Consider the following 24,192-nt stretch of genomic DNA (forward strand, 5'->3'; position numbering starts at 1 on the left):
CGGATGTTGCCGTGCTCAGCCGTTGGCGCGCTTTTGCAGGATCTCGAAGGCAGGCAGGGTCTTGCCTTCCAGCACTTCCAGGAAGGCGCCGCCGCCCGTGGAGATGTAGCCGACCTTGTCCTCGATGCCGTACTTGGCGATGGCGGCCAGGGTATCGCCGCCACCGGCGATGCTGAAGGCGTCGGACTCGGCAATCGCCTGGGCCACGACCTTGGTGCCGTTGGCGAACTGGTCGAACTCGAACACGCCCATGGGGCCGTTCCAGACGATGGTGCCGGCCTTGCGCAGTTGCTCGGCCAGGCGGGCGGCAGTCTCGGGGCCGATGTCCAGGATCATGTCGTCGTCAGCCACTTCGGTGGCCTTCTTGACGGTGGCGGGCGCGTCGGCCGCAAAGGTCTTGGAGACCACCACGTCGGTGGGAATCGGCACCTCGGCGCCGCGTGCGGCCATGGCGTCGATCACGGCGCGGGCCTCGCCGACCAGGTCGGCCTCGGCCAGGCTCTTGCCGATCTTCAGGCCCGCCGCCAGCATGAAGGTGTTGGCAATGCCGCCGCCCACGATGAGCTGGTCCACGTTCTTGGCAAGCGACTGCAGGATGGTCAGCTTGGTCGAGACCTTGGAGCCGGCCACGATGGCGGCCAGCGGGCGGCGCGGGTTGGCCAGGGCCTTGGTGATGGCGTCGATCTCGGCCGACAGCAGCGGTCCCGCGCAGGCAATGGGCGCGAACTGGGCGATGCCGTAGGTGGTTCCCTCGGCACGGTGGGCAGTGCCGAAGGCGTCGTGCACGAAGATGTCGCACAGCGCGGCCAGCTTGCGGGCCAGTTCTTCCTTGTTCTTCTTCTCGCCCACGTTCACGCGGCAGTTCTCCAGCAGCACGACCTGGCCGGGCGCCACCTGCACGCCGTCCACCCAGTCGGCGACCAGGGGCACTTCGCGGCCCAGCAGCTCGCCCAGGCGGCGGGCCACGGGCGCCAGCGAATCGGCGGGCTTGAACTCGCCTTCGGTGGGGCGGCCCAGGTGGCTGGTCACCATCACGGCGGCGCCGGCCTTCAGTGCCATCTCGATGGCGGGCACGGAGGCGCGCACGCGCGTGTCCTCGGTGATCTCGCCAGCATCGTTCAGGGGCACGTTGAGGTCGGCGCGGATGAAGACGCGCTGGCCCTGGGCCTTGCCCTGGGCGCACAGATCGGAGAAACGGAGAATGTTCATGACGGCGGCGTTGCGATCGGTGGCGATCGCCATGGAATTGAAACGAAAAAGAGGTAAAGCGCGGCCATTGTAGGCGGCGTGCCCGCCCTGGCAGCGGGCGGCCGCTCCGGCGATCCGGGGCATCGGGAGCGCCTGTAATCCGGTTTCAGCCGGGCAGCCGGGCGCTCTCGGCCGCTCTCGGCCGCGCTGCGCCTACCAGCCCAGGCCGATATGCAGTGGCAGATAGACCGCCATGCCAAGAGCGATCGTTCCCATGATGCTGCGCTTGTAAAAAAAATACATGACCGCGCAAGCCAGGGCCGGCAGGCGCGCATCGACCACGGTGGAGATCAGCCGGCCGTTGGTCATCACGATCTCGGGCGCAATCACGGCCGCCAGGGCCGCCAGCGGCGCGTACTTGAGGCCGCGCTTGAGCCATTGCGGCAAGGGCACCTCGCGTTCTGGAATCAGGAAGAAGGCGCGTGTGAACAGCGTGATGGCCGCCAGGCCCACGCAGGCCAGCCAGGGCCACAGCCAGGACAGATCCATCAGAGCGTTTCCTTTTCCTTGGTTTGCACGGGCCGGGCGTCTTCGTCCAGCGGCAGCCGGGCATGGCGCTCGCCATGTGCTGTATCGGGCGGGACAATCACCGGGCCTGGCTCCCCTTTTTCAGGCGCCTGCAGTGCGCGCAGGCGCTGCTGCAGCGATTCCGCCAGCAGGCCTGCGGCCACGGCTGCCGCGATGGCCACGAGGATATTGAGCTTGAGCGGCAGCGCAAAGGCCGCCACGGCCGCGCTGGCTGCAACCACGCCTGCCACCCAGGTGGCACGGTCGTTGAGCATGGACAGCAGCACGCCCATCAGGGCCAGCACGCCCGCAAAGCCCAGGCCCCAGGACAGGGGCACCTGGTCGGCCAGCAGGATGCCCAACGTGGACGGGATCTGCCAGGCCAGCCAGTTGGTCGAGGCGGCACCCCAGAAATAGGGCAACTGCTCGGGCTGGGGCCGGGCATCGGGGTAGCGCTTCATGAAGCCCACGAAGATCACGTCGCCGCTGAAATAGGCGATGGCCAGGCGGTGGCGCAGGCGCAGGTGGGCAAAGTAGCTGCGCCACATGCTGCTGAGGATGACGAAGCGCAGGTTCACGCAGATGGCCGTGAACCAGACCACCCACATGGGCGCGCCCACGGCCATCAGCGGAAGCACCGCCAGCTGGGCACTGCCGGCATAGACCAGCAGGCCCATGAACAGCGCCAGGGGCAGGGACATGCCGCTCTTGATCATGGCCACGCCCGTGACCAGGCCCCAGGCGCCGATGCCCAGCGCCGTGCCCGACATGTCGCGCACGCCGGTCATGAAGGCGGGATCGCGCGCAATGCCGCGTGCGCGCTCCACCAGGGGCTGCAGGTTCATGGCGTGCCGCCGCTGGCAGCACCGTCCAGGATGGCTCCTTCAGGCAGATCGAAGCCGCGCAGGAAATCGCCTGCCGCCAGCCGCTTGCCGCCCGCGCGCTGCAGCAGCGTCATGCACAGCACGCCCTGGCCGCAGGCCACGCGCACGCCGTCGGCGCCTGCGGACAGCACGGTGCCGGGCACTGCCGCCGCCACGGCGGCGGCGGGGTCGGCGTGAGCCTCCCAGACCTTGATGGCTTCATCGCCGTACTGCGTGGCGCCACCCGGGAAGGGGTTGAAGGCGCGCAGGCGACGGGCAATGGCCTCGGCATCCTGGCGCCAGTCGATCTGGCTTTCGGCCTTTTCGATCTTGTGCGCGTAGTTCACGCCTTCGGCAGGCTGGGGCGTGCGCGGCAGGCCGCCGCAGGCGCTCATCTCCAGCGCCTCGACGATGAGGCGCCCGCCCAGGTCGGCCAGCTTGTCGTGCAGGCTGGCCGTGGTGTCGTCGGCGGTGATGGGCAGGCGCTCGATCAGGCACATGTCGCCCGTGTCCAGGCCCGCATCCATCTGCATGATGGTGACGCCGGTCTCGGCATCGCCGGCCTCGATGGCGCGGTGGATGGGGGCGGCGCCGCGCCAGCGCGGCAGCAGGCTGGCGTGGATGTTCAGGCAGCCGCGCGGAGGCGTATCGAGCACCCACTGCGGCAGGATCAGCCCGTAGGCGGCCACGACCATGACATCGGCCTGGGCCGCTTCGATGGCGGCGCGGGCGGCGGCGGCCTCTTCGGGGTATTTGCCGTCCAGGCGCAGGCTGCGCGGCTGGGCCACGGCAATGCCATGCTCCAGCGCGCACTGCTTGACGGGCGAGGCCTGCAGCTTCATGCCGCGCCCGGCAGGACGGTCGGGCTGGGTCAGCACCAGGGGGACGGTGAAGCCCGCGGCGAGCAGGCGTTCAAGGGCAACGCGCGCGAACTCGGGCGTGCCGGCAAAAATGACTCTCATGCAATCCAGTAGGGACGGTGGGGACGGTGTGCAGGCTCAACGCCGATCGTCGTCATTGAACACTTCGTCGGTGAACATCACGCGGCGCACCACGCCGGCGGGGTCGATATGCACATGGGCCTGGCGGCGAATGCCATTTTCCAGGATACGGTAGGTCCAGATGTCGCCGTTGAAACTGTAGACCCTCTCGATCAGCGCAGGCGGGCCGAAGAGCTGACGCACGCTTTCCCGGGTGTCCTCGCCATTGCGCAGGGCGTGGAAGCGTTCGATGGTGAGCGCCTGCTCCACGCGCACCAGGCGCTGGCTGGCGTCGAAATCCATGTGATAGACCTGCTGGCCTGCAGGCTGCCAGCTGTAGACCAGGCGCGTGCCGCCGCCGTCCAGCGGCAGGCTCAGGGTCGGGCGGCCCATGGAGCGCTCGATGTCGGCCCGTGGCGTGCCGGGCTTTTGCCACTCGGGTACGGTGCAGCCCGCCAGCAGCAGGGACAGGGCCAGCAGCGCCCAGGCAACGAGGCCCGCGCCGTCCATCTTCCAGCGCGGCATGAAGCGAAGCGCTGGCAGGCGGGTCATGCGCGTTCTGCCTGTTTCTGCTGCTTGAGCAGCTTGGTCTTGATGCGGTTGCGCTTGAGCGGCGACAGGTATTCGACGAAGACCTTGCCCATCAGATGGTCCATCTCGTGCTGGATGCAGATGGCCTTGAAGCCTTCGGCCTCGATGATGCGTTCGTTGCCGTTCTCGTCCAGCGCCTTGACCTTGATGGCCGTGGAGCGCTCGACACCGTCGTAGATGCCGGGCACGGACAGACAGCCTTCCTCGCCCAATTGCTTCTCGTCGCTGGCCCAGAGCAGCTCGGGGTTGATCAGCGCAAAGGGCTCGTCGCGGCCTTCGGAGACATCGACCACGACCACGCGTTCATGCACATTCACCTGGGTGGCGGCCAGTCCCACGCCCTGGGCGTCATACATGGTGGCGTACATGTCCTGGACCAGTTGGCGAATGCGGTCATCGACCTTGGCGACCGGCTTGGCGACGGTGTGCAGGCGGGGGTCGGGATAGCAAAGAATGGGCAGAATGGACATGGCGTGGTCGGTGAATGTCGTTATTTTCGCCACTTTTCTGCCTGGGCGCAGCGGGACGACGCAATAAGCGTTGCCCTCTCATGGCCTTGCACGCAGAATCTTTGCTGATTTGTAAGACCTGTATGGCCGTTCATGACAAGATCGGCCGTGCCGCAGTGCCTAGGAGGGACGCTGTGTCAGACACAAGAAGAGGAATTCCATGACTGCATTCGCCACAGCTCGTACCTGGACTGTTGCCTCGGCCCTGATCGCCGCGTGTGCGGCGGCCCACGCGCAGCAGTATCCGGTGACGCCATCGCAGCGCTCGGCAGCCCAGCAGGTGGCGCAGCAGGGCGTTCCCGTGGGTGAGCTGGCGCCCGATGCGCCCGACAGCTACACCGTCAAGCGCGGCGACACGCTGTGGGGCATCTCCGGCATGTTCCTGCGCCGTCCCTGGCGCTGGCCCGAGCTGTGGGGCATGAACATGCAGGCCATCGCCAATCCCCATCTCATCTATCCGGGCCAGGTGCTGTACCTGGACAAGCGTGACGGCTACGCCCGCCTGAGCACGGCCCGCCCCATGGGCGATGTCGGAGAGCCCGGCGTGGTCCGCATCACTCCGAGCACGCGCAGCGAATCCCTGGCCCAGGCGGCCCTGCCCACGCTGCAGCCCCATCTGATCGAGCCCTTCCTGGCCGAGCCCCTGGTCGTCGATGCCGAAACGCTACTGCGCGCGCCACGCCTGATCGCCACCACGGACGAGCGCGTGCTCATGGCCAGCGGCGACCGCGCCTATGCACGCGGCACCGCCGAGGCGCCGCTGCGCAAGGGCGACGGCCTGCCGCGCCAGTACCGCGTCTTCCGCGATGCCGTGGCGCTCAAGGATCCCATCTCCGGCGAGGTGCTGGGCTATGAGGCCAAGTACCTGGGCCTGGCCGATCTCATCGAGGGCGAGACCACGCTGGAGATCGTCGACAGCAAGGGCGAAAAGCACCAGCAGAACTCTCCCGCCACGGTGGACCTGTCGCGTTCCAAGACCGAAATGCGCGCCGGCGACCGCCTGCTGCCCGCGCCCGAGCGCAGCTACATGAACTACGCGCCCCACGCGCCGCAACAGGCAGTGAAGGCCCATGTGGTTTCCCTGTACGGTGATCAGGCCGTGCGCTGGGCGGCCAACAACCAGGTCATTGCCATCAACAAGGGCACGCAGGACGGCATGGACGTGGGCACGGTGCTGGAGCTGATACGCCGCGGCGCACGCATCGTGGACAAGACGGGCGAGAAAAAGGAAGAGGTGCAACTGCCCGACGAACACAACGGCCATGCCATGGTGTTCCGGACCTTCGATCGCGTCTCCTACGCGCTGATCCTGGAGGCGCGGCGCGGTGTCGAGGTCGGCGACAGCCTGACCTCGCCGGCTCCTTGAGCCACCACGGCCTGCCGGCAGCGCCATGGCGGCCGCCCTGCAGTCCACGGACCGGTTGGCTCCTGACGAACTCTTTGCCTGGCTCCGGCTGCTGCTGACGCCCGGTGTGGGCCGCACCACGGCCCGGCGTCTGTTGGCGGCCTGCGGTGGTGCGCAGGACATCTGGAGCGGCCCGCCGGCCGCCTGGCACGGACTGGTGACCGCCGCACAGTCCCATGCCCTGCAGACGGTGCCCCAGCGCCTGGACCAGCTTGTAGCGGCCACGGCGCAATGGCTGGACAAGCCCGCGTCCGGTCAATTGCACGCCGTGCTCGTGCTGGGCCATCCCCAGTATCCGCAGGCGCTGCTGCAGACCGAAGATCCGCCGCTGCTGCTGCATGTGCAGGGCAGCGAGCGCTGCATGACAGGTTCTGGCCCCTGGTTCCCCTATCCACAGTCCCTGGCCATGGTCGGCAGCCGCGGGCCGACGGTCCAGGGCGCGGCCAACGCGCGTGCCATGGCGCAGGCGCTGGCCGAGGCCGGCCTGTGCATCGTCTCCGGACTGGCGCAAGGCGTGGATGGCGCGGCCCATGAAGGCGCGCTGCGCGCGGCGCCACGCCTGGGCGGACTGGGTGCTCCCGTCACCATTGCCGTCGTCGGCACGGGCCTGGACCAGGTCTACCCGCGGCGCCATGCCGCCCTGGCCCGCGAAGTGGCCAGCCACGGGCTGATCGTCAGCGAATATCCGCTGGGCACCGGCCCCATGGCCGCGCACTTTCCACAGCGCAACCGCATCATCGCGGGCCTGTCCCAGGGCACGCTGGTGGTCGAGGCGGCCCTGCAGTCGGGCTCGCTGATCACGGCCAGGCTGGCCAGCGAACAGGGCCGCGAAGTCTTTGCCATTCCTGGCTCCATCCACGCGCCCCAGTCGCGCGGCTGCCATGCGCTGTTGCGCCAGGGCGCCAAGCTCGTGGAAACGGCGCAGGACGTGCTCGATGAGCTGCAGGGCACGGCCGCGCGCCTGCCGCTTCCCAAGCCTGTATCGGCAGCGGTAGCTGTCCAGTCCGCCCAGGACCCTGAGAGCGACGCCACCCTGCGCGCCCTGGCCCACGACCCGCTGTCGCTGGACGAGCTCATGGACCGCACAGGCATGGACGCCGCAGCCCTGCAGGCCCGCCTGCTGGAGCTGGAACTGGAAGGCCGCGTGGAACGCCTGCCCGGCGGCCTGTTCCAGCGCCTGGCCCAGGCCTGATCTCAAAAACTGGCGCGTCCCCAAGCGGGAGATGCCGAGCAAGAGCCGCCTCGCGGTGGGGGCGCCTAGCCGATGGCATCGTCCCCCTCCCCCGCGAAGCGGGTAGAGAGGCGCCGTGCCCCGGGGGGAAGGCGCGTAGCGCCTCAGGGGGAGCTTAGCCTTTCAGGGTTCGCCTGAATCTTCTGCAGCGCATCCCGCGTCGCGCGCACGGTGAGCGCCTCCTCATCATGCACGGCCAGCAGGCCGGACTGCAGGTAGGAGGCCATGCGCCGCAGCTGCAGCAGGTGGCAGGTGCCATCGAGCGCGGCGAACAGGTGCAGTTGCTTGCGGCGGCTGCGCCAGGTGTATTGCACCTGGATGCGCGCGCCGTTGTGGTCCAGGGTGAACCAGCGGCCCGTCTCCAGAGAGGCCGCCCATTCCAGCATCACCGGCTCCACGGCCGTGTTCGTGCTCGGGATGACGTTGAGGCCGGCAGTGTCCACGCCCAGGATCATCTCGATGTTCTCGGGCGACAGCGGCATGTCCTCGTCGAGCATGCCGTCTTCATTGATGTACTGCTCCAGATGGGCCAGCCGCTGCGCCATGGCCTCAATGCGGGCCGGGGCGATGGTCGCGGTCTTGGAGACAAAGGCCTCGGCCAGCGTGTCGGTGACCAGCTTGATGCGCGTGGACTGGGCGTCGCCCGTGACACCGATCAGGGCCAGTCCTTCGCGCAGGGTCTGCAAAAGCGTCGGCAGCGTCTGGATCACGCGCGAGCGTTCCTGGCGCGTGGGCTTGGCGCTGGCGGCCCAGACCAGTTCGCTGGCGGCCTGCTTGAAGCGCATGGTGCGCGCGTCCTTGGCGCCGTGGCGCACGGCGGCCAGGGCCAGCACCTCGGTCCAGGTCTTGAACAGGAACTCGCGGATCTCCTTGCGCACCGGCATGTCGGTGAGCAGGTGGCGCAGCTCGATCGTGTATTGGATGGCCAGGGTTTCCTTTTGCTCCACCTGCTGGGCCACGGTGACGATCTTGGCCTTGTCCTGCGACTGGGTCAGGTAGCGCGCCAGGAAATCCTCGAACTCGCGCAGCACCAGCACGAACACTTTCTGGCCCGTTTCGGGGTATTGCTCGATGACCTGGACGATGCGCCGGATCTCGGACTCCAGCGCGCTGCCGCTGATGCTGGAGGCGTCGAATCCCATCACGCAGGAGCCCAGGCGATCGATCAGCAGCCGGGCCGGATGGCGCAGGTTGCTGAAGAATTCCGGCTCGGCCAGTGCCACGCGCAGCACGGGCACCTGCAGCCGGGCAAACCAGACGCGCACCGAGGGCGGGATGCGGTCCTCGGTCAGGATGGCCTGGAACATCAGGGCCACGATCTCGATGGTGGCCTTTTCGCCCGAGGTGGTGGCCTTGCGCTTGAGGTCGGCCGAACGTTCGCGCACCTGCCCGACCAACTGGCCGATGGCAGCCGGGCTGACATCGATGTGCAGCGTGGTCAGGCCCTGGGCCAGCATCTGCTGGTACTGCGTCTGGGCCACCACGCGCTGCTCCAGCAAGGCCTGGGTCAGCGCGGCCGATGCGGGCGCCTGGGGCATGCCTGCGCCCACACCGGGCACCAGGCCCTGCACGCCCACGCCCGGCTGCATGAGCAGGCGGCGCAACTGGCCCACGACTTCCTGGGCGCGGTGGCGTGCGCGCGAAAGGGTTGTCAGGCCTACGGGCATGGCGGGCATCGCCGGCATCTGGCCATGGGGCGCGGCGGCGTCAGGCGGGTAGGCGGCAGCGCCGGGCACGCCGCCCATCTGCGTGGGCGCATAGGCCGAGGAATGCTGTGATGCAGTGGCATGCTGCGAGGCCGCAGCAGGTGGCGCGGCGGTCTGGCCCAGGCCCATGGCGCGCGTGGAGTTGCCTGCCTCGGTGCGCCGCACGCGCATGGCCACGTCCTGCGAGCGGGTGACGCCCTGGCCGTCCAGCAGCACATGGGCGGCCTGGTACTCGGTCACCAGCACGGGCGCCAGGGCCGTCTGCAGCAGGTCCAGCACGCGCTGCAGATCACCGCGCTGCAGGCCCGTGGCCAGCCATTGCTCGACCAGGTGCCGGCACACGGTTTCGGTACGCAGGATGTCGTCCGAGGGCAGCTCGCGGCCCTCGATGAACTGCATGCGCAGACGCAGCGTGTCGAAGGCCGGCGCTGCGGTCTCTCCCATGGCCAGGGCCATGCGGGAGGCCAGGATCTTGTTCTCCACCACATCGTCGCTGAGCAACTCGAACTGCAGCGCGCCGCGCTGCGGCACGGCGGCAGGCGCGGCTTTGGCCGGCTGCAGCGCGCCTTGCAGGGCCTGCATGCTGGCGTTCAGCCAGGCGTTCTGGTGCTGGCGGTAGTTGCCCCAGGCTTCACGCCGTTCCTGCATTTCGCGCTGCGTGCCCACGGCCTGGGCCTGTTGCTCCATCTGCGCCAGCAGCTGCTGAGCCACGCCGGGCAGGCCCTTGCACAGTCCTCGCACCCAATGCAAACGCGCCTGCTGGCCCAGGGAGGACTGGGGGCCAGCAGGCGCGTTGGAAGGGTGGGGCAGGGAGGGCATGCCCGGGAGTGTAAGCCGGTCCAGGGCTAAAACATCCGCTTACACGGTGGCGCCGGCGTTGGGGTCGTTGGGGTCCGAGGAAGCCTTGGGCGCCTTGATCAGATCCTCGCGCTTGACGCCCAGCCACATGGCGATGGCGGCGGCCACGAAGACTGAGGAATAGATGCCGAACAGGATGCCGATGGTCAGCGCCAGCGCGAAGTAGTGCAGGCTGGGACCGCCGAAGAAGAACATGGACAGCACCATGGCCTCGGTGGAGGCGTGGGTGATGATGGTGCGGCTCATGGTGCTGGTGATGGCGTGGTCGATCACCTCGGTGGTGCTGAGCTTGCGGAACTTGCGGAAGGCTTCGCGGATACGGTCGAAGATCACGACCGACTCGTTGACCGAGTAGCCCAGCACGGCCAGCACGCCGGCCAGCACCGACAGCGAGAACTCCCATTGGAAGAACGCGAAGAAGCCCAGGATGATGATCACGTCGTGCAGGTTGGCGATCACGGCGGCCACGCCGAACTTCCACTCGAAGCGCATGGCCAGGTAGATCACGATGCCCAGCACCACGAAGCCCAGGGCCATCAGGCCGTTGTGCATGAGCTCGTCACCCACCTGCGGGCCCACGAACTCGGTGCGGCGCAGCGTGACTTCGGCGTCTTCCTTCTTGAGTGCCGTGAGTACTTGCTCGCTTTGCTGGGCCGAGGTCACGTCCTTTTGCACGGGCAGGCGGATCATCACGTCGCGCGATGTGCCGAAGTTCTGCACCGTGACATCGGCGTAGCCGAGGCCGGCGACCGTGTCGCGCACCTTGGCAATGTTGGCGGGCTGGGTATAGGCCACCTCCATCACGGTGCCGCCCGTGAATTCCACGGACAGGTGCAGGCCGCGGGTGAGCAGGAAGAACACGGCCAGCGCGAAGGTGATGAAGGACACCGCGTTGAGGATCAACGCGTACTTCATGAAGGGGATGTCTTTGCGGATGCGGAAGAACTCCATGGTCTTCCCCCTTTCAGTTGTTGGCGCCGGAATCGGCGACGCTGGATCCCTTGGCCGTCACCGAGCGCAGCTGGCTGGTGTCTTCAGGCTTCCAGACCTGGCCGATGGAAATGCTCTTGAGCTTCTTGCGGCGGCCGTACCAGAGGTTGACCAGGCCGCGCGAGAAGAACACGGCCGAGAACATGCTGGTCAGGATGCCGATGCAGTGCACCACGGCGAAGCCGCGCACCGGGCCGGAGCCGAAGGCCAGCAGCGCCAGGCCCGCGATCAGCGTGGTCACGTTCGAGTCCAGGATGGTGTGCCAGGCGTTCTCGTAGCCCGCATGGATGGCCGCCTGCGGCGACGCGCCGCCGCGCAGTTCCTCGCGGATGCGCTCGTTGATCAGCACGTTGGAGTCGATGGCCACGCCCAGCGCCAGCGCCATGGCGGCGATGCCGGGCAGGGTCAGCGTGGCCTGCAGCATGGACAGGATGGCCAGCAGCAGCAGCACGTTGACCGACAGCGCCACCGTGGAGATCACGCCGAACAGCAGGTAGTACACGCACATGAAGGCCGCGATGGCCACCAGGCCCCAGACCACGGAGTGGATGCCGCGGTTGATGTTGTCGGCGCCCAGGCTGGGGCCGATGGTGTATTCCTCGATGATCTCCATGGGCGCGGCCAGCGAGCCGGCGCGCAGCAGCAGGGCCGTGTCGTTGGCTTCCGCCGTGGTCATGCGGCCCGAGATCTGCACGCGTCCGCCGCCGATCTCGGTGCGGATCACGGGAGCCGTCACGACCTCGCCCTTGCCCTTTTCGAACAGGATGATGGCCATGCGCTTGCCCACGTTCTCGCGCGTGATGTCCTTGAAGATGCGTGCGCCCTTGGCATCCAGCACCAGGTTGACCGTGGGCTCCTGGGTCTGGCTGTCGAAGCCGGGCTGTGCGTCGGTGAGGTTCTCGCCGGTCAGCACGACCTGCTTTTGCACGATCACGGCCTGGGCGTTGCGGTCCAGGTATCGCTCGGAGCCGAAGGGCACGGGGCCCGAACCCAGTTCGGCGCCGCGCGCCTCGGAGGATTCGTCGACCAGGCGCACTTCCAGCGTGGCCGTGCGGCCCAGGATGTCCTTGGCCTTGGCCGTGTCCTGCACGCCGGGCAGTTGCACGATGATGCGGTCCAGGCCCTGCTGCTGGATCACGGGCTCGGCCACGCCCAGCTCGTTGATACGGTTGTGCAGGGTGACGATGTTCTGCTTGAGCGCCTGCTCCTGCACCTTGCGCAGGGCTTCGGGCTTGATGGAGGCCAGCAGCTTGAAGCCTGCGCCATCCGGCTCGGAGGTGGCCGCCAGATCGGGGAACTGGTCGGAGACCAGGTTGCGCGCGGCCGTGAGCATGGCTTCGTCGCGCACGCGGATCTCGACGGTGTTGCCGTTGCGCGAGACGCCGCCGTGGCGGATGTTCTTGTCGCGCAGCGAGCTGCGCAGGTCGCCGGCAAAGGAGTCGGCCTTCTTGGTCAGGGCGGCGGCCATGTCCACCTGCAGCATGAAGTGCACGCCACCGCGCAGATCCAGCCCCAGGTACATGGGCTTGGCGCCGACGGCCGTGAGCCATTGCGGCGAGCGCGACACCAGGTTCAGGGCCACGATGTAGGCCGGGTCGTTGGCATCGGGGATCAGGGCCTTCTGGATCACGTCCTTGGCCTTGAGCTGCTCGTCGGGCGTGTTGAAGCGCGCGCGCACCGAGGTGCCTTCGATGGACAGGACGTCGGGCTTGACATCGGCAGCCTTCAAGGCCTCTTCGACTTTCTGCAGCACGGCGTTGTCCACCTTGATGGTGGCCTTGGCCGAGGAGACCTGCACCGCAGGCGCCTCACCGAAAAAATTGGGCAGGGTGTAGAGCACCCCTACCAGCAGCGCGATCACGATGATCGCGTACTTCCAGACCGGATATCGGTTCATGATCGCGCTCTTCGCTCTTTGTAGACAGCAACGCACAAAAGGGTGTGCTGCCGCCTGCGCGGTCCGCACACCCGCAAGACAGGGACAGCGCTTACTTCAGCGTGTCCTTGGGCAGCACCTGGACGACAGCGCTGCGCTGGATCTGGACTTCCACACCCGAGGCGATCTCGATGTGCAGGAATTGCTCGGACATGCGCGTCACGCGGCCGATGATGCCGCCGGCCGTTGCCACTTCGTCACCCTTGGCCAGTGCCTCGATCATGGAGCGATGCTCCTTCTGGCGCTTCATCTGCGGACGGATCATCACGAAGTACAGCACCACGAACATCAGCGCCAGAGGCGCCATGCCCATCAACTGCGACATGAAGTCGCCACCGGAGGCTGCTGCTGCGGGTGCGGTCTGGGCAAAAGCGGAAGAAATAAACACGGGCAAGACTCCAGGATTGGAAGGTCGAAAAAGGGTCGCTGCGCACGCCGATATGCACGGGCCCGCGCAGGAGAACGGAGCATTGTATGCGTCAGCCCTGACCCACATGGGCTGCCAGGATCTGGCTGCTGCGGGTTTTTCGGCGACGATGGCTGCAACTGGCGGCCATCTGCCGTTTTTAAAGGGGCGGAGCGCGGTTTTTCGTGGTTTTTGCGCCCGGCGTGACGGCACTTGAAGCGGCCCCGGAGGCAACCGCGCCGCCCGCACCTCACGGTACGGGCGGCGGCCGCGATCTTACAGGACACCCCTGTGGCGGGGCTGTCCGTGTGGTTTCAGGCCACGCCGACTGCGGGCTGTCCCGTGCTGCCCGCACCCCGTGACGGGGCGTTCCAGCGTGCCATCAGCGCCTTCCACTTGGTGCGGGCCGCAGCCAGGTTGCGCTCCTTGACGTGGCCGTAGCCGCGGATGTCCTCGGGAATGCTGGCGATCTCCACGGCCAGCGCCAGGCGCTCGGGCGTGAGCTCGGACAGCAGTCCTTCTATGCACTGGCGGTATTCCTGGATCAGTGCGCGCTCGGTGCGGCGCTCCTGCGTGCGGCCGAAGGGGTCCAGCGCCGTGCCGCGCAGGCCCTTCATCTTCGCCAGCACCTGCATGGCCTTGCGCATCCAGGGACCGTAGGACTTCTTGACCAGATGGCCCTGCTCGTCCTTGGCGGCCGACGACGGCGGCGCCAGGTGGTGGACCACGCGGTAGTCGCCCTCGAACATGCTGGCGATGCGCTGGCTGAAGGCCGCATCGGTGTGCAGGCGCGCGACCTCGTACTCATCCTTGTAGGCCATGAGTTTGAACAGATAGCGGGCCACGGCTTGCGACAGGCGCGTACCCGAGCCCGCCACGGCGCGCTCGGCGGCATGGACCTTGTCCACGAAGGCCTGGTACTCGGCCGCATAGGCGGCGTTCTGGTAGGCCGTGAGGAAGTCCACGCGCTTGGCCACCATCTCGGTCAGCGAAGGCTTCTTGACGAACTGGATCACCTGGGCCGTCTGGAACAGGGCGCGCACGGCAGCCAGGTCATGGGCGCAGCGGCGGCCCCACTCGAAGGCGGCCTTGTTGTTGTCGGCCTGCACGCCGTTGAGTTCGATGGCACGCATCAGCGCCGCATGCGACAGCGGCACGCGGCCCTTTTGCCAGGCGTAGCCCAGGATCAGCGGGTTGGTGTAGATGCTGTCGCCCAGCAGCTGCACGGCCACCTGCTCGGCGTCGAAGCTGCCCAGCAGCTCGGGGCCCACGGCCTGGGCCAGGGCGCTGGCGCAGCGGTCGTCCGGTGCCTGCCAGTCAGGGTTGGTGACGAAGGCTGCCGTGGGCGAGCCGTGGCTGTTGAGCGCCACGAAGGTGCGGCCCGGCTGCATCACGGACATGGTGGTCGGCGTGGCCGTGACGATGGGGTCGCAGCCGATCACCAGATCGGCCTTGGCCATGTCCACCTTGGTGGTGTAGATGGCTTCGGGGCGGTTTGCGATCTGGATGTGGCTCCAGGTGGAGCCGCCCTTTTGCGCCAGGCCGGCCGCATCCTGGGTGATCACGCCCTTGCCCTCCAGGTGGGCCGCCATGCCCAGCAGCGAGCCGATGGTGATCACCCCCGTGCCGCCGACGCCGGCCACGACGATGCCCCAGGCCTGCTCGGCCACCGGCAGCACGGGCTCCGGGATGGCGGGCAGCATGGACAGGTCGCCCTTTTTCTCCTTCTTGGGCTTCTTGAGCTGGCCGCCTTCGATGGTGACGAAGCTGGGGCAAAAGCCCTTCACGCAGGAGTAGTCCTTGTTGCAGGTGTTCTGGTTGATGCGGCGCTTGCGGCCGAACTCGGTCTCCACCGGCTCGACCGACAGGCAGTTGGACTGCACCGAGCAGTCGCCGCAGCCCTCGCAGACCAGCTCGTTGATGACCACGGTCTTGTCGGGCGTGGCCAGCGTGCCGCGTTTGCGGCGGCGGCGCTTTTCGGTGGCGCAGGTCTGGTCGTAGATGATGGCCGTGCAGCCCTTGAGGGTGCGGAACTCGCGCTGGATGCGGTCCAGCTCGTCGCGGTGGTGCACGGTCACGCCCTCGGCCAGCGCCACGCCGTCGTACTTGGCGGGCTCGTCGGTGACGATGACCAGTTTGGCCACGCCCTCGGACTTGAGGCTGTTCATGATCTGCAGCACCGAATGGCCCTCGGGCCGCTCGCCCACGCGCTGGCCGCCCGTCATGGCCACGGCGTCGTTGTACAGCAGCTTGTAGGTGATGTTCACGCCGGCCGCGATGCTCTGGCGTATCGCCAGCAGGCCGCTGTGGAAGTAGGTGCCGTCGCCCAGGTTGGCAAAGACATGGGCGTCCTTGGTGAAGGGCGCCTGGCCCACCCAGGTCACGCCCTCGCCGCCCATCTGCGTGAAGGTGCTGGTGGAGCGGTCCATCCACACCGTCATGTAGTGGCAGCCGATGCCGGCCACGGCGCGGCTGCCCTCGGGCACGCGGGTGCTGGTGTTGTGCGGGCAGCCGCTGCAAAACCATGGCACGCGGTCGCCCGTGGGCTGGCTCTGGGCCACCTTGAGCGCGGCCTCGCGGGCGTCCAGCACGGCAATGCGCTCGTGCATGCGCTGGGCGATGTGTTCGGGCACGCCGATCTTGGTCAGGCGCTGGACGATGGCGCGCGCGATGAGGGCCGGCGTCAGGTCCGCATTGGGGCGCAGCAGCCAATCCTGGCTGGGATTGGGCACCGACCATTCGCCGCCGTGTTCGTCGCTGAACTTGCCGACCACGTTGGGCCGCACGTCGGAGCGCCAGTTGTACAGCTCTTCCTTGATCTGGTATTCGATGACCTGGCGCTTTTCCTCCACCACCAGGATTTCCTGCAGGCCGCGCGCGAAGTCGCGCGTGATGGTGGCCTCCAGCGGCCAGACCACGTTGACCTTGTGCACGCGTATGCCCAGCTGGCGGCAGGTGTCGTCGTCCAGGCCCAGGTCGGCCAGGGCCTGGCGCATGTCGTTGTAGGCCTTTCCGCTGGCGATCAGGCCGAAGCGGTCGTTGGGGCCCTCGATCACGTTGTGGTTGAGCCGGTTGGCGCGCACATAGGCCAGGGCCGCATACCACTTGTAGTTCATCAGCCGCTGCTCCTGCTCCAGCGGCGCATCGGGCCAGCGGATGTGCAGGCCGCCGGGCGGCATCTGGAAGTCCTCGGGCAGGATGATGTTCACGCGGTCTGGCTCCACCGACACGCTGGCCGAGGACTCGACCACCTCCTGGATGGTCTTCATGCCCGACCACAGGCCCGAGAAGCGGCTCATGGCAAAGGCATGCAGGCCCATGTCCAGGATGTCCTGCACATTGCTGGGAAAGAACACCGGCGTGCCGCAGGCCTTGAAGATGTGGTCGCTCTGGTGGGCGGCCGTGCTGCTCTTGCTGATGTGGTCGTCGCCGGCCAGCGCGATCACGCCGCCATGCCGGGCCGTGCCCGCCATGTTGGCGTGCTTGAACACGTCGGAGCATCGGTCCACGCCCGGGCCCTTGCCGTACCACAGGCCGAAGACGCCGTCGAACTTCTTGGTCTCGGGATAGAGATCCAGTTGCTGCGTGCCCCAGACGGCCGTGGCGCCCAGCTCTTCATTGACGCCGGGCTGGAAGACGATGTTGTTGGATTCGAGGTGCTTTTTCGCCGCCCATAGCGCCTGGTCATAGCCGCCCAGCGGGGAGCCCCGGTAGCCGCTGATGAAGCCTGCGGTATTCAGGCCCGCTGCAGCGTCGCGCTGGCGCTGCAGCATGGGCAGGCGCACAAGGGCCTGGACTCCGCTCATGAACGCACGGCCGTGCTGCAGAGCGTATTTGTCGTCAAGAGTGACCGTCTCCAGGGCGCGGCGCACGTCTTCGGGCAGTGGGGCATTCATGGCTTGTCTCCATCGATGGTCGGCGCCCTGTCATGTCCTGCCCGGAACGGGAAGGAGGCATGCACGGCACTCGTTGTCTGAACCAAATCGCCTTTTTTCAGTGTATTCGTGCTCGTCTGATAGGTCTTTGCTTTCTTTGCGCTGTTTCAAGTATCCTGAGCAAGGATCTTTCTTGAAAACGGTGTTTTGTGCAAACTTTGGACAAATTCGACATTGCCATCCTCGGCCACCTGCAGGCCGACGCACGCTTGACCAATGCCGAGCTGGCCCAGCGCGTGGGCCTGTCGGCCGCGCCGTGCTGGCGCCGCGTGCGGGCGCTGGAAGAAGCGGGCTTCATCCGCGGCTACCACGCCGACATCGACCGCCACAAGATCGGCCTGGGCGTGCTGGCCTTCGTGCGGCTCGATGCCGTGCGCACGGCCGGCACGCTGACGCTGGAGATGGAGGACGCCATCCGCAAGCTGCCCGAGGTGGTCACCTGCCACTACATCAGCGGCACCGGCACCTTCGAGCTGCAGGTGGTGGCGCGCGATCTGGACAGCTTTGCGCAGTTCGCGCGCAACACGCTGCTGAACCTGCCCAACGTGAAGGACATGCAGACCAGTTTCTCGCTGGGCGAGATCAAGTCCAGCCATGCGCTGCCGCTGTCCCAGCTGGGACCCATGGCGGGCCAGGGACTGCCTGGCCAGTAGCCGCAGGCCGGCGGACTGGCCTATGAAGGTCGCGCCGAAGCGACAGTGTGCTCCTGTAACAGGAGCGAAAAACGGTTGTCGTACAAGGTGGTGATCGTGGTTATTAGTAAGGCAACCATTTCTGGCGCCACCCTGCGTTTGGCCCGAGAATCGGGACACATGGCCGCAGAACAATCAACACCAGACCCCGCCCAGCCACCCGCCTCAGAAACCGAGCCTTCCACCCAGCCCCCGGCCGAGCCCTCGGGCGCGGGGGCGCCGGGCACCCTGCTCGAGGACCCGTCCGGCATGGCCGCTGCCGACAGGGCGGCCGCCGAGGCCGAAGGCCAGAAGACGGCCCAGGCCCAGCAGGGCGTCTGGGCGCCGCTGTCCGGCCCCACCTTCCGCATGCTCTGGCTGATCTGGATGGCGGCCAATACCTGCATGTGGATGAACGATGTGGCGGCGGCCTGGCTCATGACCTCGCTGACCACCTCGCCCGTGCTCGTGGCCCTGGTGCAATCGGCCTCCACGCTGCCCGTCTTCCTGCTGGGCCTGCCCAGCGGCGCGCTGGCCGACATCCTGGACCGGCGCCGCTACTTCATCGTTACCCAGTTCTGGGTGGCGGCCGTGGCCCTGGTGCTGTGCCTGTTCGTGCTCTCGGGCCGGATGACGGCGCACTGGCTGCTGGTGCTGACCTTTGCCAACGGCATCGGCCTGGCCATGCGCTGGCCGGTGTTCTCGGCGCTGATTCCCGAACTCGTGCCCAAGCACCACCTGCCCTCGGCCATGGCGCTGAACGCGGTGGCCATGAACGCCTCGCGCATCATCGGACCCCTGGTGGCGGGCGCCATCATCGCCAGCCTGGGCAGTGCCTGGGTGTTCGTGCTCAATGCCGTGCTGTCCGTCATCTCGGGCATCGTGCTGATCCGCTGGAAGCGCCGCCACGTGGCCAACCCGCTGGGCCGCGAGCGCCTGCCCTCGGCCATGCGCGTGGGCCTGCAGTTCGTGCGCGAGTCGCCGCGCATGCATGCGGTGCTGGCGCGCACGGTGTGTTTCTTCCTGCAGTGCACGGCGGTGATGGCCCTGCTGCCCCTGGTGGCACAGCGCCTGCACGGCCCGACCGAGGGCGGGGGCGGCGCCGAGACCTTCACGCTGCTGCTGGCCTCCATGGGGGCGGGCGCCATCGTGGGCGCCATGTTCCTGCCGCGCCTGCGCCAGGCCATGTCCAAGGAAAGGCTGATTCGGTCGGGCTCTGCCGTGCATGCGCTGGCCACGCTGGCCGTGGCCCTGTCGCCCAATGTCTACATGGCGGTGCCGGCCATGATGCTTGCCGGCATGGCGCTGATCTCCACGGCCAACGTGCTGGGCGTTTCGGCCCAGATGGCCCTGCCCAACTGGGTGCGGGCGCGCGGCATGTCCATCTACCAGATGTCCATCATGGGCGGCACGGCGGCAGGCGCCGCGCTCTGGGGACAGGTGGCCAGCATGGTGGGCGTGCGCGGCAGCCTCATGGTGGCGGCCGCCAGCGGCGTGGCCTGCATGCTGCTGGTGCAGCGCCTGGTGCGCGACCGCCAGATCGAGGAGGACCTGAGCCCCTCCAAGGCCTTCCAGCGCCCCGAGGTCAACATCCCGGAAGCCGGCCGCGTGGTCGTCACCATCGAGTACCAGATCGACCCCACCCAGGCCGAGGCCTTCCGCGCCCTCATGCAGGAAAGCCGCCGCAGCCGCATGCGCCAGGGCGCGCTGGGCTGGAGCCTGCTGCACAGCATGAGCCACCCGGAGCGCTACGTGGAGCAGATCATCGACGAGTCATGGACCGAGCACCTTCGCCGCTTCGACCGCGTCACCGCCGCCGACGTGGCGCTGCGCGACCGCAAGCTGGCGTATCACAAGGGCAAGGAACCGCCGCGCGTCACGAGGTATTTTGATACCCCCTGAGGCGCTGCGCGCCTTCCCCCTGAGGGGGACGGCGCCCTCGCCGCGAGGCGGCTCTTGCTTGGCGCCCCTGGCGTTGGGCCGCGCCAGAGCGTGGGACGGTGGATAGAGGTGTGTCTGCGCTGGTCTTGTGCCATGCGGGGCGAGCCTTGGCGCAAAGGATAAAACCGGCGCACCCCAAAGCGGGAAGCGGCGTAGCCGCTCAGGGGGTCACCTCAAGTGCGGCGCCTGGCTGGCAAGGCTGCGCGGCCAGAAGGCCCACAGGCGCAGGTTCTGCTTGATGCGGCCGGCCAGGTCGCCGGCTTCGGGGCCCCAGCCCATGAAGTAGTCGGCACGCACGGCGCCGACGATGGCGCTGCCGGTGTCCTGGGCGAATACCAGGCGGTTCAGGGCCACGGTGGGCCCGGATGTGGACAGCCAGACCGGTGTGCCGTAGGGGATGCTCTGCTTGTCCACGGCGATGGAGCGGCCTGGCGTCAGGGCCACGCCCTGGGCGCCCTTGGGGCCGAACTGCAGGTCCAGGCCTTCCAGCGGCTCCTCGCGGAAGAAGACGTAGCGCGGGTTGCTCCACAGCATTTCATTGACGCGGCCGGGGTTGGCGGCCACCCAGGCGCTGATGCCGGGCCAGGTGGCGTCGCGCACCAGTCCCTGGTCCAGCAGCCAGCGGCCCACGCTCTTGTAGGGCTGGTCATTGGTGCCCGCAAAGGCGACGCGGATCGTGCGTTGCGCGCCTGTAGGCTCGGTGATGTTCAGGCGCCCCGATCCCTGGATGTGCAGCACCATCGCATCGACGGGGTCGCGCAGCCAGGCGATGGCGCGGCCTGCCAGGGCCGCCTGGGCCTCTGGCAGGGTCTCGATCTGCTGGCGCGAGAACCAGGGCTTGCGGCTGCCGAAGCCGGCGCCGGCCGGCGTCTTGTACAGCGGCACGTTGAATCCGTCGCCGGGCAGGCGCCGCGCCTCGAAAAGCGGCTCGTAGTAGGCGGTCAGCATGCCGTCCGGGCCGCCGCCCAGCGCCTCGATGCGGTAGGGTTGCAGATTGGCCATGAGCCAGGCGCGCTGCTCGTCGCCCGTGGCGATGCTCAGCTGGCGCACATCGCGGCACAGGCCTGCGAAGACCGAACTGGGTCGTTCGCAGTTCTTGAGCCAGGCATTCCAGGCCTCGTGCAGCGCGTCCTCCTGCAGGCCGGGCAATTCGCTCCAGTCGGCCGCGATCCAGCGGCTCTTGGTGGGCGTGTTGGTGACCAGCGGGGGCCTGGGCGTGACGGCGGGAGAGCCGCCCGGCTGCAGATCGGGTACGGGCGAGGGGTCGTAGACCGGCTTGGTGGTGGTCGTGCAGGCGACCAGCGTCCCTACAATCAGCGCCATCGCGGCATGGCGCAGGAGGTGGAAATTCATGGGGTTGATTTTGCTCGAAGCACTGCTGGCCTTGGTGATTCTGGTCGCTATTGTGTGGTGGACCATGTTCTCCGGACGCCGCAAGGGCGAGTTGCCCGTGGACACGCCACGGGATTCGCATCCGTCTCCAGACAAACCCTCTCCCGGGCAGGATCGCAGCGGCCCGTGACGGCCGTGGAGGCGGCCTCGCGGAGCGGGCGCCGTCCTACGGGTATGCCCTGCCCGCACTGATAGGCTGTGCGCAGCCTGCTTTCCACAATGGGGACCCTGGCGCTACCGCACGGTGCGTTCCCAAGATTCAAAAGGAGTTTCCAATGCGCAAGCACATCGTTCTGGCCGCCGCAACGGCGGCCGCACTGTTCATCTCCGGCTGCGCGAACATGAGCGACACCCAGCGCCGCACGGCCACGGGCGCTGGCGTGGGCGCTGCAGCCGGCGCCGTGCTGGGCGCCGTCACCGGCGGCAGGGCCGGCACGGGTGCCGTGATCGGCGCTGGCGTGGGCGCACTGGGCACCTACATCTGGTCGCAGAACATGGAAAAGCAAAAGCGCGAGATGGAGCAGGCCACCCAGGGTACGGGCGTGAACGTGAGCCAGACGGCTGACAACCAGCTCAAGCTCGACATTCCCAGCGACATCTCGTTCGATACCAACCGTTCCGACATCAAGGGCAACTTCGCTCCCATCCTGGACCGCTTCGCCGAGGGCCTGCGCAACAACCCCAATGCCGAGGTGCGCATCATCGGCCACACCGACAGCACCGGCTCGGATGCCATCAACAACCCGCTGTCGCTGGACCGCGCCAACAGCACGCGCAACTACCTGACCATGCGAGGCGTCTCGGGCGCCCGCATCGCCACCGAAGGCCGTGGCTCGCACCAGCCCGTGGCTTCCAACGACTCGGCCAGCGGCCGTGCCATGAACCGCCGCGTGGAAATCTTCGTGGGCGAGATCCCGCAGCAGCACCAGCAGCAGCCCCAGTATCAACAGCAGCCGCAGTACCAGCAGCCGCAATACCAGCCCCAGTACCAGCAGCCCCGCTGACCCGGGCTCTGTGCCAGATGCAACGCCCCGCAACGCGGGGCGTTTTTGCGTGGGCGGGCACCGGCATTGCCCTATGCTGGCTCCCATCCATCAATGGGGAGTCGTATGAGTGAAGCAAGCACAGCGGGCGCGGCCGACGTGGTCAGCCCGCTCGACAAGGGCCTGGGCGCGCTGTCCGCCCCCTGCGCGCCGCAGGACGCTGCCGCGCAGGGCTGGAATCTGCTGCGGGAAGACTTGAGTTTGCCTGTGGCTGTGCTGTCGCAGTCGCGCCTGTCGCACAACCTGGCCTGGATGCAGCGCTTTGTGGATGCCTACGGCGCCCAGCTCGCGCCCCACGGAAAGACGACCATGGCGCCCCGCCTGTTCCGCCAGCAGATCGACGCGGGCGCCTGGGGCATCACGCTGGCCACCGCTCAGCAGACGTGCGTGGCCCATGCCCATGGCGTGCGCCGCGTGCTCATGGCCAACCAGTTGATCGGCCGGCGCAACATGGCGGCCGTGGCCGAGCTGCTGGCCGATCCCGGCTTCGAGTTCTTCTGCCTGGTCGATTGTGCCGAGCAGGTCGAGCAGCTGGCCGCCTTTTTTGGCGCAGCGGGCCGGTCCGTGCAGGTGCTGATCGAACTGGGCCCGCCCGGCGGGCGCACGGGCGTTCGCTCCGATGCGCAGATGCAGCCGCTGCTGGACGCGCTGGTCCGGGCCGGTGCCGGCGTGCGACTGGCCGGGATCGAGGTCTACGAGGGCGTCCTCAAGGAAGAAGAACCCATCCGCACCCTGCTGCGGCGCGCCGTGGACTGGCTCCAGCGGCTGGCGGGCGAGGGCCGGCTGCAGCGCAGCCCGGCCGTGCTCACCGGCGCCGGCTCGGCCTGGTATGACGTGGTGGCCCAGGAGTTCGGCAAGGCCGACATTGGCGGTCCGCTGGATCTGGTGCTGCGCCCGGGCTGCTATCTCACGCATGACGCGGGCATCTACCAGGCAGCGCAGCGGCGCATCGACCAGACCAATCCCGTGGCGCAGCAGATGCGTGCCAGCCTGCAGCCTGCGCTGCAGGTCTGGGCCTATGTGCAGTCGCTGCCCGAGCCCGGCCGCGCCATCGTGGCGCTGGGCAAGCGCGATACCGCCTTCGAGGCTGTGCCTCCCCGGCCCGCTCTGCGCTACCGCCCCGGCGATGCCGCGCCGGTGGCCACACCGCCCCATTGGGAGGTCACGGCCATGATGGACCAGCATGCTTTCCTGAAGGTGGCCGAGGACGATGGCCTGCGCATAGGCGACATGCTGGCCTTCGACATCTCCCACCCCTGCCTGACCTTTGACAAATGGCGGCAGTTGGCCGTCGTCAATGACCGCTATGACGTGGTGGACGTGATTGCCACGTATTTCTGAAGGGGTCAGCCGTGTGTGCGCAGCAGGTTGGCCAGTTCAACGGCCGACTTGACCTGCATCTTGTCGAAGACGCGCGCGCGGTGGACCTCGACGGTGCGCACGCTGATGTCCAGCTGGTCGGCGATGAGCTTGTTGGGAATGCCCTCGACCACCAGGCGCATCACGTCGCGCTCGCGCTCCGTCAGCTCGTTGAAGCGTGCACGCACGGCTTCGCGCGCACGGGTTTCGGCCTGGTGCTGGGCCGACAGTTCCAGCGCCTGTTCGATGCGGTCCACGAGGGCATTGTCCGAGAAAGGCTTCTCGCAGAAGTCGAAGGCGCCGCGCTTGACGGTGTCCACGGCCGTGGGCACGTCGGCATGGCCGGTCAGGAAGATCACGGGCATGCCTGCGATCTGGTTGCGTTCCAGCATGAGGTTGAACAGCGCCAGCCCGCTCATGCCGCCCATGCGCATGTCCAGCAGCAGGCAGCAGGGATTGCGTGGCGGTGGGCGCGACTGCAGCATGGCGTCGAAGGCCTCTGCGCTGTCATAGCATTCGCTGAGCAGGCGGCGCGAGCGCAGCAGCCAGGCCAGCGCTTCGCGGACATCGGTGTCGTCGTCGACGATGTAGACGGTGGCGTCGGGTACAGGTTCCATGGGC

Annotated in this window: 20 protein-coding genes; 7 read left to right on the plus strand and 13 right to left on the minus strand. The window is 67.7% G+C overall.

Features of this window, described 5'->3' with window-relative positions:
• Window positions 1–15: 15 nt before the first annotated feature.
• From ACF8LI_RS26615 to def, 6 genes are all read right to left on the minus strand, one after another.
• A complete protein-coding gene (locus ACF8LI_RS26615; RefSeq protein WP_026062985.1) occupies window positions 16–1,209 on the minus strand; it encodes a phosphoglycerate kinase in 1,194 nt (397 codons plus the stop codon).
• A gap of 192 nt (window positions 1,210–1,401) precedes the next feature.
• Window positions 1,402–1,737, minus strand: coding sequence for an AzlD domain-containing protein (locus tag ACF8LI_RS26620; protein WP_012202761.1), 336 nt, complete (start codon window positions 1,735–1,737; stop codon window positions 1,402–1,404).
• Entirely contained in the window at window positions 1,737–2,600 is an 864-nt protein-coding gene (locus tag ACF8LI_RS26625) for an AzlC family ABC transporter permease (RefSeq protein WP_392414553.1), read from the minus strand. Before ACF8LI_RS26625 ends, ACF8LI_RS26620 begins: the two co-directional genes overlap by 1 nt.
• On the minus strand, window positions 2,597–3,580 hold the full coding sequence (gene fmt / locus ACF8LI_RS26630) for a methionyl-tRNA formyltransferase (protein ID WP_126311108.1): 984 nt from the start codon (window positions 3,578–3,580) through the stop codon (window positions 2,597–2,599). The genes ACF8LI_RS26625 and fmt overlap by 4 nt, the downstream gene beginning before the upstream one ends.
• Window positions 3,581–3,616: 36 nt before the next feature.
• Window positions 3,617–4,150 (minus strand): hypothetical protein, encoded by a 534-nt coding sequence (locus tag ACF8LI_RS26635; protein WP_392414554.1) that lies wholly within the window; start codon window positions 4,148–4,150, stop codon window positions 3,617–3,619.
• Window positions 4,147–4,659, minus strand: a complete 513-nt coding sequence (gene def / locus ACF8LI_RS26640; protein WP_016449360.1) for a peptide deformylase — start codon at window positions 4,657–4,659, stop codon at window positions 4,147–4,149. The genes ACF8LI_RS26635 and def overlap by 4 nt, the downstream gene beginning before the upstream one ends.
• Window positions 4,660–4,858: 199 nt before the next feature.
• Between def and ACF8LI_RS26645 the strand changes: the two genes are divergently transcribed.
• Both ACF8LI_RS26645 and dprA read left to right on the plus strand, forming a co-directional pair.
• Window positions 4,859–6,064 (plus strand): LysM peptidoglycan-binding domain-containing protein, encoded by a 1,206-nt coding sequence (locus tag ACF8LI_RS26645; RefSeq protein ID WP_392414555.1) that lies wholly within the window; start codon window positions 4,859–4,861, stop codon window positions 6,062–6,064.
• Between the two features lie 25 nt (window positions 6,065–6,089).
• Window positions 6,090–7,295 carry a DNA-processing protein DprA gene (gene dprA / locus ACF8LI_RS26650; RefSeq protein ID WP_392414556.1) on the plus strand — a complete coding sequence of 402 codons (1,206 nt, stop codon included), beginning with the start codon at window positions 6,090–6,092 and terminating at the stop codon, window positions 7,293–7,295.
• Window positions 7,296–7,438: 143 nt separating this feature from the next.
• On the opposite strand, the gene ACF8LI_RS26655 is transcribed toward dprA, so the two are convergent.
• The 5 genes from ACF8LI_RS26655 to ACF8LI_RS26675 all read right to left on the minus strand — a co-directional run bounded on the left by ACF8LI_RS26655 (window position 7,439) and on the right by ACF8LI_RS26675 (window position 17,126).
• Window positions 7,439–9,859: a DUF1631 family protein gene (locus ACF8LI_RS26655; protein WP_392414557.1), complete on the minus strand. Its 2,421-nt coding sequence runs from the start codon at window positions 9,857–9,859 to the stop codon at window positions 7,439–7,441.
• A gap of 39 nt (window positions 9,860–9,898) precedes the next feature.
• Window positions 9,899–10,849: a protein translocase subunit SecF gene (gene secF, locus ACF8LI_RS26660; RefSeq protein WP_017404054.1), complete on the minus strand. Its 951-nt coding sequence runs from the start codon at window positions 10,847–10,849 to the stop codon at window positions 9,899–9,901.
• Between the two features lie 13 nt (window positions 10,850–10,862).
• Window positions 10,863–12,785 (minus strand): protein translocase subunit SecD, encoded by a 1,923-nt coding sequence (secD, locus tag ACF8LI_RS26665; RefSeq protein WP_016454252.1) that lies wholly within the window; start codon window positions 12,783–12,785, stop codon window positions 10,863–10,865.
• 91 nt (window positions 12,786–12,876) lie between these two features.
• Window positions 12,877–13,212, minus strand: a complete 336-nt coding sequence (yajC, locus tag ACF8LI_RS26670; protein ID WP_016449366.1) for a preprotein translocase subunit YajC — start codon at window positions 13,210–13,212, stop codon at window positions 12,877–12,879.
• Between the two features lie 332 nt (window positions 13,213–13,544).
• Complete coding sequence (locus tag ACF8LI_RS26675; protein WP_047328048.1) at window positions 13,545–17,126, minus strand: indolepyruvate ferredoxin oxidoreductase family protein; 3,582 nt, start codon at window positions 17,124–17,126, stop codon at window positions 13,545–13,547.
• A 188-nt stretch (window positions 17,127–17,314) separates the two neighbouring features.
• Between ACF8LI_RS26675 and ACF8LI_RS26680 the strand changes: the two genes are divergently transcribed.
• Complete coding sequence (locus ACF8LI_RS26680; protein ID WP_016449368.1) at window positions 17,315–17,818, plus strand: Lrp/AsnC family transcriptional regulator; 504 nt, start codon at window positions 17,315–17,317, stop codon at window positions 17,816–17,818.
• A gap of 159 nt (window positions 17,819–17,977) precedes the next feature.
• Window positions 17,978–19,738: an MFS transporter gene (locus tag ACF8LI_RS26685; RefSeq protein WP_374006324.1), complete on the plus strand. Its 1,761-nt coding sequence runs from the start codon at window positions 17,978–17,980 to the stop codon at window positions 19,736–19,738.
• Window positions 19,739–19,945: 207 nt separating this feature from the next.
• Here ACF8LI_RS26685 and ACF8LI_RS26690 read toward each other — a convergent pair whose 3' ends face one another.
• Window positions 19,946–21,130: a murein transglycosylase A gene (locus ACF8LI_RS26690; protein WP_392414558.1), complete on the minus strand. Its 1,185-nt coding sequence runs from the start codon at window positions 21,128–21,130 to the stop codon at window positions 19,946–19,948.
• On the opposite strand from ACF8LI_RS26690, the gene ACF8LI_RS26695 reads away from it, so the two are divergent.
• The 3 genes from ACF8LI_RS26695 (at window position 21,129) to ACF8LI_RS26705 (ending at window position 23,553) form a co-directional block, all read left to right on the plus strand.
• Window positions 21,129–21,299, plus strand: coding sequence for a hypothetical protein (locus ACF8LI_RS26695; RefSeq protein WP_016449371.1), 171 nt, complete (start codon window positions 21,129–21,131; stop codon window positions 21,297–21,299). The genes ACF8LI_RS26690 and ACF8LI_RS26695 overlap by 2 nt on opposite strands.
• A gap of 145 nt (window positions 21,300–21,444) precedes the next feature.
• Window positions 21,445–22,173 carry an OmpA family protein gene (locus ACF8LI_RS26700; RefSeq protein WP_016449372.1) on the plus strand — a complete coding sequence of 243 codons (729 nt, stop codon included), beginning with the start codon at window positions 21,445–21,447 and terminating at the stop codon, window positions 22,171–22,173.
• Between the two features lie 105 nt (window positions 22,174–22,278).
• On the plus strand, window positions 22,279–23,553 hold the full coding sequence (locus tag ACF8LI_RS26705; protein ID WP_392414559.1) for an amino acid deaminase: 1,275 nt from the start codon (window positions 22,279–22,281) through the stop codon (window positions 23,551–23,553).
• Window positions 23,554–23,558: 5 nt separating this feature from the next.
• On the opposite strand, the gene ACF8LI_RS26710 is transcribed toward ACF8LI_RS26705, so the two are convergent.
• Window positions 23,559–24,188 carry a response regulator transcription factor gene (locus ACF8LI_RS26710; RefSeq protein ID WP_012202778.1) on the minus strand — a complete coding sequence of 210 codons (630 nt, stop codon included), beginning with the start codon at window positions 24,186–24,188 and terminating at the stop codon, window positions 23,559–23,561.
• Window positions 24,189–24,192 lie beyond the last annotated feature (4 nt).

Origin of the sequence: Delftia sp. WSY_12 (genome assembly GCF_043104645.1) — a bacterium.
Taxonomy (GTDB): Bacteria; Pseudomonadota; Gammaproteobacteria; order Burkholderiales; family Burkholderiaceae_C; genus Comamonas; species Comamonas tsuruhatensis.

Coding starts and splice junctions, on each gene's coding strand:
- ACF8LI_RS26615 (WP_026062985.1), bottom strand. CDS start 1,209: ATGAACATTCTCCGTTTCTCCGATCTGTGCGCCCAGGGCAAGGCCCAG.
- ACF8LI_RS26620 (WP_012202761.1), bottom strand. CDS start 1,737: ATGGATCTGTCCTGGCTGTGGCCCTGGCTGGCCTGCGTGGGCCTGGCG.
- ACF8LI_RS26625 (WP_392414553.1), bottom strand. CDS start 2,600: ATGAACCTGCAGCCCCTGGTGGAGCGCGCACGCGGCATTGCGCGCGAT.
- fmt (WP_126311108.1), bottom strand. CDS start 3,580: ATGAGAGTCATTTTTGCCGGCACGCCCGAGTTCGCGCGCGTTGCCCTT.
- ACF8LI_RS26635 (WP_392414554.1), bottom strand. CDS start 4,150: ATGACCCGCCTGCCAGCGCTTCGCTTCATGCCGCGCTGGAAGATGGAC.
- def (WP_016449360.1), bottom strand. CDS start 4,659: ATGTCCATTCTGCCCATTCTTTGCTATCCCGACCCCCGCCTGCACACC.
- ACF8LI_RS26645 (WP_392414555.1), top strand. CDS start 4,859: ATGACTGCATTCGCCACAGCTCGTACCTGGACTGTTGCCTCGGCCCTG.
- dprA (WP_392414556.1), top strand. CDS start 6,090: ATGGCGGCCGCCCTGCAGTCCACGGACCGGTTGGCTCCTGACGAACTC.
- ACF8LI_RS26655 (WP_392414557.1), bottom strand. CDS start 9,859: ATGCCCTCCCTGCCCCACCCTTCCAACGCGCCTGCTGGCCCCCAGTCC.
- secF (WP_017404054.1), bottom strand. CDS start 10,849: ATGGAGTTCTTCCGCATCCGCAAAGACATCCCCTTCATGAAGTACGCG.
- secD (WP_016454252.1), bottom strand. CDS start 12,785: ATGAACCGATATCCGGTCTGGAAGTACGCGATCATCGTGATCGCGCTG.
- ACF8LI_RS26675 (WP_047328048.1), bottom strand. CDS start 17,126: ATGAATGCCCCACTGCCCGAAGACGTGCGCCGCGCCCTGGAGACGGTC.
- ACF8LI_RS26685 (WP_374006324.1), top strand. CDS start 17,978: ATGGCCGCAGAACAATCAACACCAGACCCCGCCCAGCCACCCGCCTCA.
- ACF8LI_RS26695 (WP_016449371.1), top strand. CDS start 21,129: ATGGGGTTGATTTTGCTCGAAGCACTGCTGGCCTTGGTGATTCTGGTC.
- ACF8LI_RS26690 (WP_392414558.1), bottom strand. CDS start 21,130: ATGAATTTCCACCTCCTGCGCCATGCCGCGATGGCGCTGATTGTAGGG.
- ACF8LI_RS26700 (WP_016449372.1), top strand. CDS start 21,445: ATGCGCAAGCACATCGTTCTGGCCGCCGCAACGGCGGCCGCACTGTTC.
- ACF8LI_RS26705 (WP_392414559.1), top strand. CDS start 22,279: ATGAGTGAAGCAAGCACAGCGGGCGCGGCCGACGTGGTCAGCCCGCTC.
- ACF8LI_RS26710 (WP_012202778.1), bottom strand. CDS start 24,188: ATGGAACCTGTACCCGACGCCACCGTCTACATCGTCGACGACGACACC.